General features: G+C 68.9%; 16 protein-coding genes. 9 read left to right on the forward strand and 7 right to left on the reverse strand.

Going from position 1 to position 18027, the window contains the following annotated elements:
* Nucleotides 1–17 precede the first annotated feature (17 nt).
* Nucleotides 18–1484, reverse strand: a complete 1467-nt coding sequence (locus A5650_RS19710) for a DEAD/DEAH box helicase (RefSeq protein WP_067295311.1) — start codon at nucleotides 1482–1484, stop codon at nucleotides 18–20.
* Nucleotides 1485–1727: 243 nt separating this feature from the next.
* On the opposite strand from A5650_RS19710, the gene A5650_RS19715 reads away from it, so the two are divergent.
* Nucleotides 1728–2423 (forward strand): ferritin-like fold-containing protein, encoded by a 696-nt coding sequence (locus tag A5650_RS19715; protein WP_067295314.1) that lies wholly within the window; start codon nucleotides 1728–1730, stop codon nucleotides 2421–2423.
* 15 nt (nucleotides 2424–2438) lie between these two features.
* Here A5650_RS19715 and A5650_RS19720 read toward each other — a convergent pair whose 3' ends face one another.
* Nucleotides 2439–3197 carry a hypothetical protein gene (locus A5650_RS19720; RefSeq protein WP_067295318.1) on the reverse strand — a complete coding sequence of 253 codons (759 nt, stop codon included), beginning with the start codon at nucleotides 3195–3197 and terminating at the stop codon, nucleotides 2439–2441.
* Nucleotides 3198–3417: 220 nt separating this feature from the next.
* Between A5650_RS19720 and A5650_RS19725 the strand changes: the two genes are divergently transcribed.
* Nucleotides 3418–3663, forward strand: a complete 246-nt coding sequence (locus tag A5650_RS19725; RefSeq protein ID WP_067087693.1) for a DUF3107 domain-containing protein — start codon at nucleotides 3418–3420, stop codon at nucleotides 3661–3663.
* Here A5650_RS19725 and fasR read toward each other — a convergent pair.
* On the reverse strand, nucleotides 3650–4312 hold the full coding sequence (fasR, locus tag A5650_RS19730; RefSeq protein ID WP_067295502.1) for an HTH-type transcriptional activator FasR: 663 nt from the start codon (nucleotides 4310–4312) through the stop codon (nucleotides 3650–3652). The genes A5650_RS19725 and fasR overlap by 14 nt on opposite strands.
* 180 nt (nucleotides 4313–4492) lie before the next feature.
* Here fasR and A5650_RS19735 point away from each other — a divergent pair, with 180 nt between their 5' ends.
* The 3 genes from A5650_RS19735 to A5650_RS19745 all read left to right on the forward strand — a co-directional run bounded on the left by A5650_RS19735 (nucleotide 4493) and on the right by A5650_RS19745 (nucleotide 7778).
* Entirely contained in the window at nucleotides 4493–5521 is a 1029-nt protein-coding gene (locus tag A5650_RS19735) for a DUF3152 domain-containing protein (protein WP_067295323.1), read from the forward strand.
* Nucleotides 5522–5708: 187 nt separating this feature from the next.
* On the forward strand, nucleotides 5709–6887 hold the full coding sequence (gene moeZ, locus A5650_RS19740; RefSeq protein ID WP_067295326.1) for an adenylyltransferase/sulfurtransferase MoeZ: 1179 nt from the start codon (nucleotides 5709–5711) through the stop codon (nucleotides 6885–6887).
* Between the two features lie 36 nt (nucleotides 6888–6923).
* On the forward strand, nucleotides 6924–7778 hold the full coding sequence (locus A5650_RS19745) for a TIGR02569 family protein (protein ID WP_067087720.1): 855 nt from the start codon (nucleotides 6924–6926) through the stop codon (nucleotides 7776–7778).
* A 15-nt stretch (nucleotides 7779–7793) separates the two neighbouring features.
* Here the strand turns inward: A5650_RS19745 and A5650_RS19750 are convergent, their stop codons facing one another.
* Nucleotides 7794–8090 (reverse strand): MGMT family protein, encoded by a 297-nt coding sequence (locus A5650_RS19750; protein ID WP_067295328.1) that lies wholly within the window; start codon nucleotides 8088–8090, stop codon nucleotides 7794–7796.
* A gap of 2 nt (nucleotides 8091–8092) precedes the next feature.
* Nucleotides 8093–8866 carry an alpha/beta hydrolase gene (locus A5650_RS19755; RefSeq protein WP_067295331.1) on the reverse strand — a complete coding sequence of 258 codons (774 nt, stop codon included), beginning with the start codon at nucleotides 8864–8866 and terminating at the stop codon, nucleotides 8093–8095.
* A 63-nt stretch (nucleotides 8867–8929) separates the two neighbouring features.
* On the opposite strand from A5650_RS19755, the gene A5650_RS19760 reads away from it, so the two are divergent.
* Nucleotides 8930–12052 carry an ATP-dependent helicase gene (locus A5650_RS19760; protein ID WP_067295335.1) on the forward strand — a complete coding sequence of 1041 codons (3123 nt, stop codon included), beginning with the start codon at nucleotides 8930–8932 and terminating at the stop codon, nucleotides 12050–12052.
* The gene (locus tag A5650_RS19765; RefSeq protein WP_067295338.1) at nucleotides 12049–15294 is read left to right on the forward strand and encodes an ATP-dependent helicase; all 3246 of its coding nucleotides are present in this window, start codon (nucleotides 12049–12051) and stop codon (nucleotides 15292–15294) included. Before A5650_RS19760 ends, A5650_RS19765 begins: the two co-directional genes overlap by 4 nt.
* Here the strand turns inward: A5650_RS19765 and A5650_RS19770 are convergent.
* A complete protein-coding gene (locus A5650_RS19770) occupies nucleotides 15291–15686 on the reverse strand; it encodes a DoxX family protein (RefSeq protein ID WP_067295342.1) in 396 nt (131 codons plus the stop codon). The two genes, A5650_RS19765 and A5650_RS19770, sit on opposite strands and share 4 nt — an antisense overlap.
* Nucleotides 15687–15734: 48 nt before the next feature.
* On the opposite strand from A5650_RS19770, the gene A5650_RS19775 reads away from it, so the two are divergent.
* Complete coding sequence (locus tag A5650_RS19775; RefSeq protein WP_067295345.1) at nucleotides 15735–16811, forward strand: potassium channel family protein; 1077 nt, start codon at nucleotides 15735–15737, stop codon at nucleotides 16809–16811.
* The gene (gene nudC / locus A5650_RS19780) at nucleotides 16811–17737 is read left to right on the forward strand and encodes an NAD(+) diphosphatase (RefSeq protein WP_067295348.1); all 927 of its coding nucleotides are present in this window, start codon (nucleotides 16811–16813) and stop codon (nucleotides 17735–17737) included. The genes A5650_RS19775 and nudC overlap by 1 nt, the downstream gene beginning before the upstream one ends.
* Here the strand turns inward: nudC and A5650_RS19785 are convergent.
* Entirely contained in the window at nucleotides 17734–17985 is a 252-nt protein-coding gene (locus A5650_RS19785) for a mycoredoxin (RefSeq protein ID WP_067295351.1), read from the reverse strand. The genes nudC and A5650_RS19785 overlap by 4 nt on opposite strands.
* Between the last annotated feature and the right edge of the window lie 42 nt (nucleotides 17986–18027).

Here is an 18027-nt window from a genome sequence, read left to right on the forward strand (position 1 = left end):
GCGGGGGAGGCGCCGGGCTAGCCGGCGCTGGCCGCGGCCTTGCGGGGCCGACGACGGCGCCTGCGCTTCGCCGGAGCCGTATCGCCGGAACCCTCGCCACTGCCGCCGGAGTCCTGGTCGGACGCCGTTGCGGACGCCTCGGGATGTCCGGTGACCGGCTTGCCGCCGCGGGTGCGACGACGGTTGCGGTTGCGCTTGCGGGCCGGGGCCTCGGCTGACTTCTCCGCCGGTGCGCGCCTGCTGCTCTGCACCTTCACCGGCTCGCCGACCGTGCCGGTGGCGCCGGCCGGGATGTTCAGCTCGCTGTAGAGGTGCGGTGAGCTGGAGTACGTCTCGGCGGGATCGGGGCAGCCCAGGTTCAGCGCCTTGTCGATCATCGCCCAGCGCGCCATCTCGTCCCAGTCGACGAGGGTCACCGCGACGCCGGTCTTACCGGCGCGCCCGGTGCGCCCGATGCGGTGCACGTAGGCCTGCTCGTCCTCGGGGATCTGGTAGTTGATGACGTGGGTGACGTCGTCGATGTCGATGCCGCGGGCGGCGACGTCGGTGGCGACCAACACGTCGATCTCGCCGGTGCGGAACGCCTTGAGTGCCTTCTCACGCGCGCCCTGTCCGAGGTCACCGTGCACGGCGCCGACCTTGAACCCGCGCTCGGCGAGCTCGTCGGAGACCTTCTGGGCGGTGCGCTTGGTGCGGGTGAAGATCATCGTCGCGCCGCGACCCTCGGCCTGCAGGATGCGGCTGACCATCTCGACCTTGTCCAGCGCGTGGGCGCGGTAGGCGAACTGCTCGGTGGTGTCGTGGGTGGCCGCCGAATGCGGGGCCTCGGCCCGGATGTGCGTCGGCTGGTTCATGAAGGTCCTGGCCAACGTGATGATCGGGTCCGGCATCGTCGCCGAGAACAGCATCGACTGCCTGCTGTCGGGGATCTGGCGCAGAATCCGCTCGATATCCGGCAGGAAGCCGAGGTCGAGCATCTCGTCGGCCTCGTCGAGAACCAGCATCGACAGGCCGCCGAGCTTCAGATGACCCTGCTGGGCTAGGTCGAGCAGTCTCCCGGGCGTGCCGACGACCACGTCCACGCCCTTCTCGAGCGCCTCGATCTGGCCCTCGTAGGGCCGGCCGCCGTAGATCGACGTGACTGAGAGCTTGCGTTCGCCGGCGGTAAGGTACTTCGCGGCGGCCGCCAGGTCGCCGTACACCTGCAGACAGAGTTCGCGGGTTGGAACGACCACCAGCGCCCGCGGAACGCCCGTCAGGGGCCGGTCCGGGTCGGTCGTGATCCGCTGGAGCAGCGGCACACCGAACGCGAGGGTCTTGCCCATACCGGTGCGGGCCTGACCGATCAGGTCATCTCCGGCCAGTGCCATCGGCATGGTCAGCTCTTGAATTGCGAAGGGATGTTCTTTGCCATCCTCGGCGAGAGCGCGGACGATTTCGTCGCGAACTCCCAGTTCAGCAAATGTGGGATTGAGATGCGTCATACGCGAAAACGAGGCCTTTCAATTGTCATCCTCATGGCTTCCACGCGCGCACGAGTTCGACAAGAGATGGCCTGTTGGAGACCAAGGGCCCTGCACTGAGGTAGGCGGACCGACTGCGTGCACGCACATTTCTTGGGTCGAGGCGGCCTACAAAACGTCTTGCCAACTACCACGCCCGCACCCATCATACCTGGCGGCCTCGGCCCGACGAGCGACCCGCCGACGGCGTTTATTGTTGGGCCCATGAACACGACGCCTTCGGCTCCCGGGCAAACCGACTCGGCGACGTCGGGTGTGTCGGCCGACCATCCGGGCGTCAACGAGCTGTTCGCACTGCTTGCCTACGGCGAGGTGGCGGCGTTCTACCGGCTCACCGACGAAGCCCGTATGGCGCCCAACCTCCGCGGACGCATCAACATGGCGACCATGGCGGCCGCCGAGATGAACCACTACGAGGTGCTGCGCGACGCGCTCGAGCGCCGCGGGGTCGACGTCGTGCCGGCAATGACGAAATACGCGTCCGCGCTTGAGAATTACCATCGGCTGACCACGCCGAGCACGTGGCTAGAAGCGCTCGTCAAGACCTACGTCGGCGACGCTCTCGCGGCCGATTTCTACCTCGAGATAGCGCACGCCCTGCCCGACGTGGTCGCGGAGGTGGTGCGCGCGGTGCTCTCCGAGACCGGCCACTCCCAGTTCGTCGTCGCGGAGGTGCGGTCGGCGGTGACGGCCAGCGACAGACAGCGCCACCGGCTCGCGCTATGGTCGCGCCGGCTGCTCGGCGAGGCCATCACCCAGGCGCAGTTCGTGCTGGCCGACCACGACGAGCTCGTCGACCTGGTGATGGCCGGCGGCGAAGGGCTCACGCAGATGACCGAGTTCTTCGACCGGTTGCAGCGGACACATGCCTCCCGGATGGAGGAACTGGGCCTGGCCTGAAATACCTCGCCTGAACTACTGGGTGCAGGTCGCGATCATCGAGTTGTTGTTCTGCGAGGCGACCAGCGTGCCCGAGGCATCGAGGATGCTGCAGTTCAGCTGGCCGGCGACGCTGGTCGCGGTGACCGACTTGAGCTCGACGCCCGGGTCGAGGACCACCTGTTTGACCCACGGCAGTGCGACGTTGACGTCGGTCCGTAGCGCGCCCTGTCCGTCGGTGTAGATCACCGTGACCAGGTCGAGCAGCTGGCGGTTGCCCGTCACCCGGTAAGTGAAGGTCCGAGGTGATGCCGGTGCCGGCGGGGGAACGGCCGCCTGCGCGGTGGGAGTGGGTGCGGGGGCGACCGGCGGCGGCGTCGTCTCGGCGGTCGGGGTGATCGTCGTGACAGTCTCCGGCGGCAGCGAGGGGACGACGGGGGCAGCCCCCGAGGCGCGCGGTGCGGTGGTGGCGGGTGCGCTCGACGGCGCGGGCGCCTCGGATGTCGCTGTGGCGGAGACCGATCCGCTGTCCCCGCCGCCGAGGATGATTCCGGTCGTGCCGATCGCGATGAACAGGATCACCCCTGCGATGCCGGCGACCCACATCCAGCGCCGGTCGATGCTCTCCTCGTCGTAGTGCTGCTCGTACTCGTCGTAGTCCTCGGGGTCGGACTGGCCGGGGTACTCGTAGTCGAAATCGTCGAGGGGCGGCTCGGGATAATCCGAGTAATAGCTGGGAATCCGCTCGGTCGGGGCCAGAGAATACGGTGAGTGCGCGGTATAAGACCTTTTCATTGGGCTTTTCCAGTCGTCTTTAGCATTACCGCGCCTGATGCTATCGAGATGGAAGTGACAGCTGAGGTTCACTGAGCCGTGTGTTGGTTACGGTCCGGACTCGGTTCGGTCGCCGTTGGTCTCGACGCTTCGCTGACCGCGAACTCACCGGCGCGGTGTGCGCTCCGGCCGTCCACTAGCCTTAGCTCAAGTTATTCGAAAGACGGAAAGGGGCCCCGGCGTGGAGGTCAAGATCGGTGTCACGGACAGCCCGCGCGAGCTGAGCTTCAACAGCGCGCAGACACCAAGCGAGGTGGAGCAGTTGTTCACCGAGGCGCTGGCCAAGGATTCGGGTGTGCTGGCACTGACCGACGAGAAGGGGCGGCGCTTTCTGGTGCAGACGTCGAAGATCGCGTACGTGGAGATCGGCGCGGCCGACGTCCGTCGTGTCGGCTTCGGGGTCGGACTGGGGGCTAAGACCGGGTAAGCGGCACGTGTGACAGTCCGCCCCAAGCGAACTGGACGGTGCCCTCGACCGCGGCCTCCTTGGAGATCGGCCGGTCGTTGTTGAGCCAGTAGCGGGCGGAGTCCACGCTGGTCGCGACCAGCCCGACCGCGATCATCCTGGCGCGGTGCGCCTCCAGTCCGGAATCCCGGCTGATCAGATCGAAGACGGCGTCGGTGCAGGCCTCGGTGGCCACCTTCACCTGCGCGGCGACCTGCGGTTCGTTGACGTAGTCGTTCTCGAAGATCAGCCGGTAACCCTGGCCGTCGTGCTCGATGAAGTCGAAGAACGCCTGGACGGCCGCGCGCAACCGCTGTCGGTTGTCGGTGGTCGTGCGCAGCGCCTGGCGCACACCGGAGACCAGGTTCTCCACGTGCCTGGCCAACACCGCCAGGTACAACTCCAGCTTCGACGAGAAGTGTTGGTAGAGAACGGGTTTGCTCACTCCGGCGCGCTCGGCGATCTCGTCCATGCCCGCCGCGTGGTAGCCGCGTTCAACGAAAACCTCGCTGGCAGCAATCAGTAGCTGTCCCCGGCGCTCATCGCGCGGCAGCCTGCCGCCGCGCCGGTTCAACACTTCGCCGCCCGGCTGCGCGCCTCTTTTCGCGGCGGTGTTGGCGAGATCGCTCATCGCATCCTTCATCCGGCGTCAGGTCTGGTTCCGCAATGACCTTACTACCGTTGCTAAAGCGTGCAGGTGAGGCGCGGCTTACAACGCAGTGGAGGGTCGATGGCGCGCCAAAACTCTGAGGCCGCTGGCCTGTGTCATCCTGTTGCGGTGACCTACGACTCCCGTACTCGAGGAGGACAGATGGGTCCCGAACACGGCGGGGGTGTTCGCGTGCCCGCGCTGCGCAGTGAATGGCGCGAGCCGCTGCGCGCCCAGCGCGATCCGCTCGCGGAGAGCTCGGGCCGGATGAGGTCCAATCGCGACGAGCACCGCGGCTTCCGCAAACAGACGTGGCTCGGTCGCTTCGTCTCCACCTACGGCTGGCGGGCCTACGCGCTGCCCGTGCTGATCGTGTTGACCGCCGTCGTCATCTACCAGACGATCACCGGCACCAGCGCCCCCGCACCCAAGCAGGCCGAGGGGCCGGTGCAGGGACCGCCGACTATCGGGGTGGCGAGCACGGCGATCATCGGCGCCCCGCCCAAGGGGCTGACGCAGTTCGACGCCAACCTGCCGACCGGCATCCTGCCGCAGGGTGGTCCGTTCACCGAGGCCGGCGCCAAGACGTGGCATATCGTGCCGGGCACCACACCGCAGATCGGCCAGGGCACCGCGAAGACGTTCACCTACACCGTCGAGGTCGAAGACGGCATCGACACCGCGCCGTTCGGCGGCGACGAGGCCTTCGCCCGCATGGTCACCGAGACGCTGGCCAATCCCAAGAGCTGGACGCACAACCCGCAGTTCGCGTTCAGCCGCATCGACGCCTCGTCCGGAATCGAACCCGACTTCCGGGTCTCGCTGAGCACGCCGATGACCGTGCGCGAGGGCTGCGGCTACGACATCCAACTCGAGGCGTCCTGCTACAACCCCGCCTACCGCGACGGGCAGCCGCGCGTGTTCATCAACGAGGCGCGCTGGGTGCGCGGCGCGGTGCCGTTCCAGGGTGACATCGGCTCCTATCGGCAGTACGTGATCAACCATGAGGTCGGCCACGCGATCGGCTATCAGCGGCATGAACCGTGCGGGGGTGACGACCAACTGGCGCCGGTCATGATGCAGCAGACGTTCTCGACCAATAACAACGACGCCGCTCGCTTCGACCCGCAGTCGGTCCAGCCCGACAACCACAGCTGCAAGCCCAACCCCTGGCCGTACCCAATCGCCTGACGTCCCGTTGGCGCGAGCGTGCGTGTTTGAACACGACACGCCGCGGATTCTCGACATCTTGCGCACGTTCACCGGCCACGAGCGTGCGGGTATGCCTGAGGGAAGCGATCACCGCTCGTTGCTGTTGAATGTCGTAACTGCTGTGATGGTCATAGACGTTGAATCAGGTGGATCAAGGAGAAACACGGTGTCGACACCGTTGCCGCCGCTGGTAGAACCGGCGGCCGAACTCACCCGCGAGGAAGTGGCGCGCTACAGCCGTCACCTCATCATCCCCGACCTCGGCCTGGACGGGCAGAAGCGGCTGAAGAACGCCAGGGTGTTGGTCATCGGCGCCGGCGGGCTGGGCTCGCCGACCTTGCTCTACCTCGCCGCGGCCGGCGTCGGCACCATCGGGATCGTCGAGTTCGACGTGGTCGACGAGTCGAACCTGCAGCGCCAGATCATTCACGGCCAGTCCGACATCGGCCGCTCGAAGGCCGAGAGCGCCCGCGACTCGATCCTGGACATCAACCCGCTGGTGACGGTCAACCTGCACGAGTTCCGGCTGGAACCCGACAATGCCGTCGACCTCTTCGAGCAGTACGACCTGATCCTCGACGGCACCGACAACTTCGCGACGCGCTACCTCGTCAACGACGCCGCCGTGCTGGCGCACAAGCCCTACGTCTGGGGGTCCATCTTCCGGTTCGAAGGCCAGATCTCGGTCTTCTGGGAGGACGCCCCGAACGGGCTCGGCTTGAACTACCGCGACCTGTACCCGGAGCCGCCGCCGCCGGGGATGGTGCCGTCCTGTGCCGAGGGCGGGGTGCTGGGCATCCTGTGCGCTTCGGTCGCGTCGGTGATGGGCACCGAGGCGATCAAGTTGATCACCGGCATCGGCGAGACACTGCTGGGCCGCCTGATGGTCTACGACGCGCTCGACATGACGTACCGCACGATCAAGATCCGCAAGGACCCGTCGACGCCGAAGATCACCGAGCTGATCGACTACGAGGAGTTCTGCGGCGTGGTGTCCGACGCCGCCGCGGAGGCCGCGGCCGGCTCGACGATCACCCCGCGCGAGCTCAAGGAGTTGCTCGACTCCGGCAAGCCGCTGGCGCTGATCGACGTGCGCGAACAGGTCGAGTGGGACATCAACCGCATCGAGGGTGCCGAGCTGATCCCCAAGGGCGCCTTCGAATCGGGCGAGGCGCTGGCCAAGTTGCCCACCGACCGGACGCCGGTGTTCTACTGCAAGACCGGTGTGCGTTCGGCCGAGGTATTGGCCATCGCCAAGAACGCCGGGTTCTCCGACGCGATGCACGTACAGGGCGGCATCGTCGCATGGGGTCATCAACTCGAACCCGACATGGTCATGTACTAACGGCTGGTTTGCCGAAACTCCGCTTACGCTGAGGTGGTGACTGTCGAACGGCCACCGGATCATGTGCTGGCCGCGTTCGGCCTGACCGGTGTCGCGCCCGTTGCGCTCGGGCCGGGTTGGGAGGGCGGGTGGCGCTGCGGCGAGGTGGTGGTGTCGATGGTCGCCGACCACGCCCGCGCCGCATGGTCGGCCAAGGTCCGCGAGACGTTGTTCGTCGACGGGGTGCGCCTGGCGCGTCCCGTGCGGTCCACCGACGGACGGTATGTCGTTGCGGGGTGGCGCGCGGACACCTTCGTCGCCGGAACTCCCGAACCCCGCCACGACGAGGTGGTCTCGGCCGCGGTGCGCTTGCACGAGGCGACGGCCAAGCTCGAACGCCCGAGGTTCTTGACGCAGCCACCGGTGGCGCCGTGGGGCGACGTCGATGTGTTCATCGCCGCCGACCGCGCCGCGTGGGAGGAACGGCCGCTGCACTCGTTGCCGCCGGGCGCCAAGGTATCGCCGGGTTCCGCCGACGGGCAGCGGTCGGTCGAACTGCTCAATCAGCTTGCCACCCTGCGTAAGCCGACGAAGAGTCCGAGCCAGCTGGTCCACGGAGACCTCTACGGCACGGTGCTTTTCGCCGGCACCGCCGCACCCGGGATCACCGACATCATCCCGTACTGGCGTCCGGCGTCCTGGGCGGCGGGCGTCGTGGTGGTCGATGCGCTGTCTTGGGGCGAGGCCGACGACGGGCTGATCGAACGCTGGAGTCCGCTTCCCGAATGGCCGCAGATGTTGTTGCGCGCGTTGATGTTCCGCATCGCCGTGCACGCGCTTCATCCGCGGTCGACGGCGGCCGCCTTCCCCGGTCTGGCGCGCACCGCGGCGCTGGTCCGCCTCGTGCTCTGAGAAGCGGCGTTCGGCTCAGAATTCGTGCCGCACCTCGGCAAGCCGGATCCGTCCGTCATGGGCGAGCACGCCTTCGGCGCGAAGACGCTCGAGTTGCCGCGTCGCCAGGTGCGGAGCCGGTTTACCCGATGCGGTGATCACCCGGTGCCACGGCAGGTCCGACGAGTCGGTGCGCATGATCCAGCCGACGATGCGAGGGCTGGAAAGCCCTGCGGCATCGGCGATGTCGCCGTAGGTCGACACGCGGCCCGGCGGGATCGCGGCAACCAGCGCACGCACGGCCTCCACCTGCTCGTCGGTGACCCGCGCCATCGTTACGACTCGAGCTGCTCGCGGATCAACGCCGCCGTCTCGGCGGGTTTGGCCTGCGCCACCATGTGATCGCAGTCCCACTCCTGCAGCGTGAAGTCCGCACCGAGATGCTGCGTGAGCGTGGCGATGAGTTCGTCGTTCGCGTACGGCGGTTTGGTGCGGCCGGCGCGCACGAGTGTCGTGGGAGCACCGCTGCGCGGCAACGTGACCGGGCGGGCGAGCTCGCTCCAGTACGACATCATCGCCGGAATGCTGGTCCGCCAGCCGACCCGTCCGGACGGCAGCGTGACCAGATGCTCGTCGAGTTCGCGGTCGAGTTCGGCGGGCTCGACCTCACCCCACGACCCGTTGGCTTTCTCGGCGCGCGCCTCGGCGCGGTCGGTGTAGTCGGGGGAGGCGAACATGTCGTCGGCGATCTGGCGCATCCAGTCGCCGTCGAGGCCCACGGCGGGGTCCAGCAGGACGATCCGCGAGACCAGGTCCGGCCGCACGGCAGCCAGATTCAGCGCCACCGCGCCGCCGAAGGAGTGCCCGACCACCACGGCGGGGTTCTCGAGCAGCGCGGCCAGCGCCGCGACGTTCGCGTCGATCGACCAGGGCGCCGCCCATGACGAGTGCCCGTGTCCGATCAGGTCCGGTGCGACGACCGCGTACTCGGGCAGGTGGCGGGTGGCCAGCGTCTGCCACCGCTGACCGTGGCCCGTGACGCCGTGGATCGCCAATACCTGTGCGGGCCCGGCCGGCCCGTAGCGGTGCACGTGCAGAAGTTCGGTCACGGCTGTTGATGCTGCCAGTCCCGCTCAGGGCAACTTGTCGGACCCCCGTGGTCTCATGCCCTCATGTCCGCACCGCACACCGACCTCACGCCGAGCGCGCTCACCGATCCCGGCACACGCGGCGTCTTCCGGGTGATCGGAGGAGCCGGCACCGGTAAGAGCTCGCTGCTGGTGTCGGTGGCGGTCGCGCACATCGCCGCGGGCATGGATCCGGAATCGGTTCTGCTGCTGACCGGTTCGTCCCGGCTCGGCGCACAGGCGCGTGCCCGCATCACCTCCACGCTGTTACAGGCGGGCACCCGCGCGGCGGTGCGCGAACCGTTGGTGCGCACCGTGCACTCGTATGCGTTCGCCGTGCTGCGCCTGGCCGCCCAGCGCAACGGCGATCCGCCACCGCGGTTGATCACCAGCGCCGAACAGGACGGCATCATCCGCGAATTGCTCGCTGGCGACCTCGAGGACGGTGACCGCGCAGCCACCGCGTGGCCGCACCACCTGCGGCCGGCGTTGAACACGGTCGGCTTCGCCAACGAGCTGCGAGACTTGTTGGCCCGCTGCGCTGAACGGGGCATCGATCCCGTAGACCTGCAGCGCATCGGGCGGCGCTCGGGCAGGCCGGAGTGGCTGGCGGCCGGTCAGTTCGCCCAAGCCTACGAACAGATCATGCTGTTGCGTTCGGCCGTGGGCATGGCGGCACCGCAGGCCACCATCCCCGCACTGGGCGCGGCCGAACTGGTGGGTGCGGCACTCGAGGCGCTCGCCACCGACAGTGAACTGCTGGCCGCCGAACGGGCCCGGGTCAAAGTCCTCCTCGTCGACGACGCGCAGCAGCTCGATCCGCAGGCCGCGCGACTGGTCCGGGTGCTGTCTGCGGGCGCCGAAATCACCGTGCTCGCGGGCGATCCCAACCAGGCGGTGTTCGGCTACCGCGGCGCCGACCCGGCGCTGTTGCGCGGCGAGGAGCCGGCGATCGTGCTCACCGAGTCGCGCCGCTGCGCACCGGCGGTCGCCGAGGCCATCACCGAGGTCGCGCGACGGCTGCCCGGCGTCGAACACGGCCGCGTGCTGACGGGAGCGCCGGGCCCGTCCGGCACAGTGGCCGTCCGCATCGCCGCCTCGCCGCACGCGGAGTCGGCGATGATCACCGACGCGCTACGACGGGCACACCTGGTCGACGGCGTCCCGTGGTCCCAGATGGCGGTCATCGTGCGATCGGTGCCTCGGCTCGGCGCGGCGCTGGCCCGCACCCTGGCCGCCGCGGGCGTTCCGGTGGACACGCCGGCGCCGGCGGCACCGCTCGGGGACCAACCCGCCGTGCGGGCTCTGCTCACGGTGCTGGCCGCGACGGCACACGGGCTCGACGCCGAACAGGCGTCCGCACTGCTCACCGGCCCGATCGGACGCGTGGACCCGGTGTCGTTGCGCCAGCTACGACGCGCGCTGCGACGCATTGACGGCTCCCAACCTCCCCGCGAGTTCGGCGAACTGCTGGTCGAGGCGTTCGAGCACGGCGTCGACGGGTTGCCGGAGAATCTCGGCCGGCCGTTGGACCGCGTGCGTAAGGTGCTGGCCGCTGCCCGCCGCAGCTCCGAGGCCGGAGCCGATCCGCGCTACACGTTATGGCAGGCGTGGCACCGCACCGGATTACAACGCCGCTGGCTTGCGGCGAGCGAACGCGGCGGAGTATCCGGTGCGCAGGCCGACCGCGACCTCGACGCCGTCACCGCGTTGTTCGACGTCGTCGAGCAGTACGTGAACCGGACCGCGGGCGCCACCCTGCGCGGGCTGATCGACCACGTCGCGAGTCTCGGGCTGCCCGCCCGAGACGAGGGTGGGCAGGCCGAGGCGGTAGCCGTGCTCAGCGCCCACGCCGCGATGGGACGCGAGTGGGAGTTCGTCGTCATCGCCGGAGTTCAGGAAGGCTTGTGGCCCAACACCGTTCCGCGGGGCGGCGTGTTGGCCACCCAGCACCTGGTCGACCTGCTGGACGGTGTCACCGAAGGCGCCGACGGTGTGTCGACCCGGGCGCCGTTGCTGGCGGAGGAACGCCGCCTACTGATCGCGGCGATGGGCCGTGCCCGCAGTCGGCTGCTGGTGACGGCCGTCGACAGCGACAGCGGTGACGAGTCGTTGCTTCCGTCGGCGTTCTGCTATGAGTTGAGCGCTCTGGTCGTAAGTGACGACTCCGACATCACCACGCCTGTCATCGCGCCGCGCGTGTTGGCGCCCGCGGCGTTGGTGGGACGGTTGCGCGCAGTGGTGTGCGCCGCTGACGGCGCCGTCGACGACACGTCGCGTTCCTGCGCTGCAACGCTTTTGGCGCGGCTGGCGGCGGCCGGGGTGCCGGGTGCCGACCCCGGGCAGTGGCAGTCGATGACGCCGCTGTCCAGCGAGGATCCGCTGTGGAGCGGCGACGACCACACCGTGACGCTGTCGCCGTCGACGCTGCAGATGCTCACCGACTGCCCGTTGCGCTGGCTGCTGGAGCGTCACGGCGGCGCCGACGGCCGCGACGTGCGATCGGCCGTCGGCTCCCTGGTGCACGCCCTCGTTTCCGACCCGGGGCGCACCGAGAGCCAGATGGTCAACGAGCTCGAAAACGTCTGGCCCAAGCTGCCGTTCGACTCCGACTGGTATGCCGACAACGAACTCACCCGGCACCGCGCGATGTTGGCGACCTTCGCGCAGTGGCGCGCGCAGACCAGGGGCCGGCTCACCGAGGTCGGAACCGAGATCGGCGTCGACGGTGTCGTGGTCGATGGCGCGGACGGTGAGCCCGCTGTGCGGGTGCGTGGGCGGGTCGACCGCCTCGAGCGCGACGGTGAGGGGCGCCTCGTCGTCATCGACCTCAAGACCGGCAAGAGCCCGGTGACCAAGGACGACGCGCAGAACCACGCCCAGCTGGCGATGTACCAACTCGCCATCGCCGAAGGCCTTTTCGAACAGGGAGATTCGCCGGGCGGCGGCCGTCTGGTGTACCTGGGCAAGAACGGCGCGTCGGGTCCGACCGATCGGGAACAGGACGCGCTGACACCGGAGAAGCACGCCGCGTGGCGCGACTCTGTGCGCCGGGCGGCGGCGGCCACCCAGGGCCCGGAGTTCGTCGCGCGGATCAACGACGGCTGCGCCCACTGCCCCGTGCGGGCGATGTGTCCCGCCCAGGCCGCCGCAGGAGGACAGCCATGACGCCGCGCTACAGTCCACACGAACTCGCCGCCGCGCTTGGCCTTTTCGCGCCGACCGACGAGCAGGCCGCCGTGATCGCCGCCCCTCCGGGTCCTGTCGTGGTGATCGCCGGCGCCGGTGCGGGCAAGACCGAGACGATGGCCGCGCGGGTGGTGTGGCTGGTCGCGAACGGGTTCGCCCGTCCCGGCGAGGTTCTCGGCCTCACCTTCACGCGCAAGGCCGCCGGACAACTTCTGCGCCGTGTCCGCACCCGGCTTGCCCGGCTCGCCGGTGCCGGGCTGCTGCAGAGCGGCGACCTCACCGACGAACCGCCCACAGTCAGCACGTATCACGCGTTCGCCGGCAACCTGCTGCGCGAGCACGGCCTGCTGCTTCCGGTGGAGCCCGAGACCCGGCTGCTGAGCGAAACCGAACGGTGGCAGTTGGCCTTTCGAGTCGTGTGCGAGCACCCAGAACTCGACACGGAGAAGACGCCCGCGGCGGTGACGTCGATGGTGTTGCGCCTGGCCGGTCAGCTCGCCGAGCATCTCGTCGACACCGATCAACTGCGCGATACGCACGTTGAGCTCGAGCGGCTGGTGCACACGCTGCCCGCCGGTCCGTACCAGCGCGACCGGGGGCCCAGCCAATGGCTGCTGCGGCTGCTGGCCACCCAGACCGAACGCACAGAGTTGGTGCCGCTGATCGACGCGCTGCATCAGCGGATGCGCGCCGAGAAGGTGATGGACTTCGGCATGCAGATGGCCTCGGCCGCACGGCTGGCCGAGAACTTTCCACAGGTCGGCGAGGAACTGCGTCGGCGGTACCGGGTGGTGTTGCTCGACGAGTATCAGGACACCGGGCATGCGCAGCGGGTCGCGTTGTCGTCGTTGTTCGGCGGCGGGGCGGACGACGACCTCGCGCTGACCGCGGTCGGCGACCCCATCCAGTCGATCTACGGGTGGCGCGGCGCATCGGCGACCAACCTGCCGCGCTTCACCACTGATTTCCCGCGGTCGGACGGGACGCCGGCGCCCACCCTGGAGCTGCGGACGAGCTGGCGCAACCCGCCCCGTGCGCTGCACCTGGCCAACGCCGTTTCGGAGCAGGCGCGGCGTCGTTCGGTCGCGGTGCGCTCACTCCTGCCCCGACCCGATGCCCAGCCGGGAACGATCCGGTGCGCGCTGCTGAACGATGTTGCAGGCGAACGGGACTGGGTCGCCGACCACATCGCCGGCCTCTACGACCGCGCCCGCGACGAGGGAGTGCCGGCGCCGACGGCAGCCGTGCTGGTGCGGCGCAACGCCGACGCCGCACCGATGGCCGACGCGCTCACCGCCCGCGGTGTGCCGGTCGAGGTCGTCGGACTGGCGGGCCTCTTGGGCGTGCCGGAGGTCGCCGACGTGGTGGCGATGCTGCGGATGATCGCCGACCCGACGGCGGGCAGCGCGGCCATGCGGGTGCTCACCGGGCCGCGCTGGCGGCTGGGTGCCCGTGATATCACCGCACTGTGGCGGCGCGCAGTGCAACTCGACGACACCGGGCAGGCCGAACCCGCCGGGGTCGCCGACCGCATCGCAGCGCAGGCCGCCCCCGACGCCGACACCGCATGCCTCGCCGAAGCCGTCACCGATCCCGGTGCGCCCGAACAGTATTCGCTGGCGGGTCACGCGCGGATCGTCGCGCTCGGTCGCGAGCTCACCGCATTGCGGGCGCACCTATCGCATCCGCTGCCCGAACTCGTGGCCGAGGTGCGCCGCGTTCTCGGCATCGACACCGAAGTGCGTGCGCGTCGCCCGGTCTCGGCGGGGTGGTCGGGCACCGAACATCTCGACGCGTTCGCCGACGTGGTCGCCGACTTCGCGAATCGTCCGGGCGCCGATGTCACGGGCCTGCTGGCGTACCTCGACGCCGCCGAGGAGGTGGAGAACGGGTTGGCCCCCGCCGAAACCTCCGTCGCCGCCGACCGGGTGCAGATCCTGACCATTCACGCGGCCAAGGGACTCGAATGGCAGGTCGTCGCCGTTCCGCACCTGAGCGGACGGGTGTTTCCCTCCGCCGGCACCGCCCGCACGTGGCTCACCGACGCGGGGGACCTGCCGCCGCTGCTGCGCGGCGACCGGGCGACGCTGTCCGAGCACGGGGTCCCGGTGCTCGACACCACCGATGTCAACGACCGCAAGCGGTTGTCCGACGTGATCGCCGAACACAAGAAGAACCTCGAACAACGCCGCATCGACGAGGAACGCCGCCTGCTCTACGTGGCGCTCACCCGCTCCGAGGACACCCTGCTGCTGTCGGGCCATCACTGGGGAGCCTCCGAGAGCAAGGCCCGCGGCCCGTCGGAATTCCTGTGCGAGCTCAAGGACATCATCGACCAGGCCGCCGACGAGGGACGACCCTGCGGCGTCGTCGAACATTGGGCGCCCGCCCCCGCCGACGGCGAGCCGAACCCCCTGTGCGACACGGCGATCGAAGCCGTCTGGCCCGCCGATCCGGCGGGTTCGCATCGTAACGACGTGACCCGCGGGGCGGCTCTTGTCGCCCAGGCAATGGCGGGCACGCACACCGAGGAACTCGTCGACTCCGAAGAAGGGTGGGCCGACGACGTCGACGCGCTCATCGAGGAGCGCAACCGGGTCGTCGAACCGTCGACCGCTGCACTACCGCTGCAGCTCTCGGTCAGCACGATGGTCGAACTCAACAAGGATCCCGATGCGGTGTCGCAGCGGCTTCGCCGCAGGCTGCCGACGCGGCCCGACCCGCATGCGTTGCTGGGCACCGCATTTCACGACTGGGTGCAGCGCTTTCACCACGCCGAGCGGCTGTTCGACCTCGACGATCTGCCGGGCGCGGTCGACCACGAGACCGCCGTCACCGAGGAACTGGCCGAGTTGCAGGCGGCGTTCGCGGTGTCGCCGTGGGCCGCCCGTAGCCCGATCGACGTCGAGGTGCCGTTCGACATGGTCATCGGCGACCGGGTGGTGCGCGGACGCATCGACGCCGTGTTCGCCGACGACGACGGAGGCGCCGTCGTGGTCGACTGGAAGACCGGAGAACCGCCGAGCGCACCGGAAGCGATACAGCACAACGCGATTCAGCTCGCCGTGTACCGGCAGGCGTGGGCGGCGCTGCATGGAGTTCCGGTCGAGTCGGTGCGGGCGGCGTTCCACTATGTGCGCAGCGGCGTCACCCTCACCCCCGAAAAACTGCCCGACCTCGACGAGTTGGCCGGGCTGTTGGAGACGGCGGATGCGGCCTAAGAGGTGCGATAGACCTTCACGGCCTCGACGATCATCGGAATCTGCAGCGGCAGGCGGGCGATCGCGATCAACCGCATCGGCAGCGGTTTGTTCTTCCACAGCCGCACCATGTTGATGTTGGCCGGATACACCGCGAGGAACAGCGCGACGGCGGCCAACGCGCCGAAACGTCGCGTCTTCGGCCACAGCAGTAGACCGGCCACACCGATTTCGGCGACGCCCGAAGCGTAGGTGTAGAAGCGCGGGCTGCCGGGCAGCTCGGCCGGAATGATGCCGTCGAACGGCTTCGGGGCGACGAAGTGCAGCGTCCCGATACCCAGCAGGCCGGCCGCCATCCGATAGGCGCGCGACGGGTTGGCGACTTGCTGCAGTTCGGCCGGGGGAGAGGTCATGATTACATTGTGGCGTGCACAACCCTGCGAGACCGGTAACGGGTCTTCGTGGCGAAAGGTAGGCTGCGGCGCCGGCTCGCCGCGATCGAGCAGGACCTGACCTCGCAGCCCGACTCGCGGCTCGTCGACATCCTGCGGATCCCCGAACCGTGGGTCAGCCCCACCCAGCGGATCATCCGTCGCGTCATCTACGCGACGCTGGCGCTTCTCGCCGCCGTGTTCATCGTTTACCTGGACCGCGACGGCTACCGCGATGTGCAGGACAACCAGCTGTCGTTCCTGGACTGCCTGTACTACGCGACGGTGTCGCTGTCGACGACCGGCTACGGCGACATAACCCCGTTCACCCCCGAGGCCCGGTTGATCAACGTCCTGGTGATCACCCCGCTGCGCGTCGCGTTCCTGATCGTGCTGATCGGTACGACGGTGGAAACGCTGACCAGCCAGTCGCGGGCGGCATTGAAGATCCAGCGATGGAGGAGCAGAGTGCGCAACCACACCGTCGTCATCGGCTACGGCACCAAGGGCAGGACGGCGGTCGCCGCGATGGTCGGCGACGAGGTCGCACCCGCCGACATCGTCGTCGTTGACGAGAACGCGGGCGTGCTCGAACGCGCCCGCAGCGCCGGATTGGTCACCGTCCACGGCGACGCGACCAAGGCCGACATCCTGCGCTTGGCCAGCGCCCAGCATGCGAAGTCGATCATCGTCGCCACCGACGACGACGCCAGCGCGGTGCTGGTCACCCTGACGGCACGCGAACTCGCGCCGAACGCCAAGATCATCGCCGCCGCCCGCGAATCTGACAATCAGCACCTGCTGCGGCAGTCGGGCGCCGACTCGACCGTCGTGTCGTCGGAGACCGCGGGCCGGCTGCTCGGCATAGCCACACAGACGCCCAGCGTTGTGCAGATCATGGAAGACCTGTTGACGCCCGACGCCGGCTTCGCGATCGCCGAACGAGAAGTGACGCCCAAAGAGGTGGGCGGATCCCCGCGCCATCTTCACGACATCGTGCTCGGCGTGGTCCGCGGAGGGGAACTGCTGCGGGTCGATTCGCCGGAAGTGGACACGGTCGAATCCGGTGACCGGCTGCTCTACATCCGCAACGCGGACACCGAGTGATGGCACCGTTCCGACTGCGCAACGTCCCGCTGCTGTCGCGTGTCGGTGCCGACCGCGCCGACGCACTGCGCACCGACGTCGACGCCGCGCTGGCGGGATGGCCCGACGCGCTGCTCCTGCGCGTCGACCGCCGCAACCAGGTGTTGATCTCCGACGGTCGCGTCGTGCTCGGCAGCACCGCCAAGCTAGGGGACCGCCCTCCGGAGAACGCCGTTTTCCTCGGCCGGCTGGGCGACGGCAGGCATGTGTGGGCGGTACGCGGCGCGCTTGAGGGTCCGGAGGATCCCCACACCGAAACCGAAGTGCTCGATCTGCGCAGGGCCGGCCAGGTGTTCGACGACGTCAGCGCGCAACTCGTCGCGACCGCGACCGCGCTGCTCAACTGGCACGACAACGCGCGGTTCAGCGCCGTGGACGGCGCGCCGACCAAGTCGGTCAAGGGTGGCTGGGCGCGGATCAATCCGCTCAACGGCCACGAGGAGTTTCCCCGCATCGACCCGGCGGTGATCTGCCTCGTGCACGACGGCCATGACCGCGCGGTGCTGGCCCGTCAAACGGTCTGGCCGGAACGGCTGTTCTCGATCCTCGCCGGTTTCGTCGAGGCCGGTGAATCGTTCGAGAGCTGCGTGGTGCGCGAGATCGCCGAGGAGATCGGGCTGACCGTCACCGACGTCACCTACCTGGGCAGCCAGCCGTGGCCGTTCCCGCGGTCGCTGATGGTCGGCTTCCACGCCATCGGCGATCCCGAACAGGAGTTCTCGTTCAACGACGGCGAGATCGCCGAGGCGGCCTGGTTCACCCGCGCCGAGATCCGCGAGGCCCTCGACCACGGCGACTGGAGCAGCGACTCACCGTCGCGGCTCCTGCTCCCCGGCTCGATCTCGATCGCCCGGGAGATCATCGAATCCTGGGCCGCGCTCGACTAGCTCGCCAGCTTGGCCTTGACCTCGCGCGCGGTCGGGTTCGTCAACGTCGAACCGTCGGGCAGCTTCAACGTCGGAACGGTCTGGTTGCCGCCGTTGGCGTTGGCGACGAACTCCGCTGCGGCCGGATCCTTCTCGATGTCGACCTCGGTGAACGCAATGCCCTCGACCCGCAACGCCTTCTTCAGACGCACGCAGTAACCGCACCAGGTGGTGGTGTACATGATCACGGGAGTCTGTGCTGCGCTCATAACGCGTTCAACGTAGCCGATGGACCGAACATGCCCGACGCC

The sequence above is a fragment of the Mycobacterium sp. 1164985.4 genome, assembly GCF_001668575.1.
Taxonomy (GTDB): Bacteria; Actinomycetota; Actinomycetes; order Mycobacteriales; family Mycobacteriaceae; genus Mycobacterium.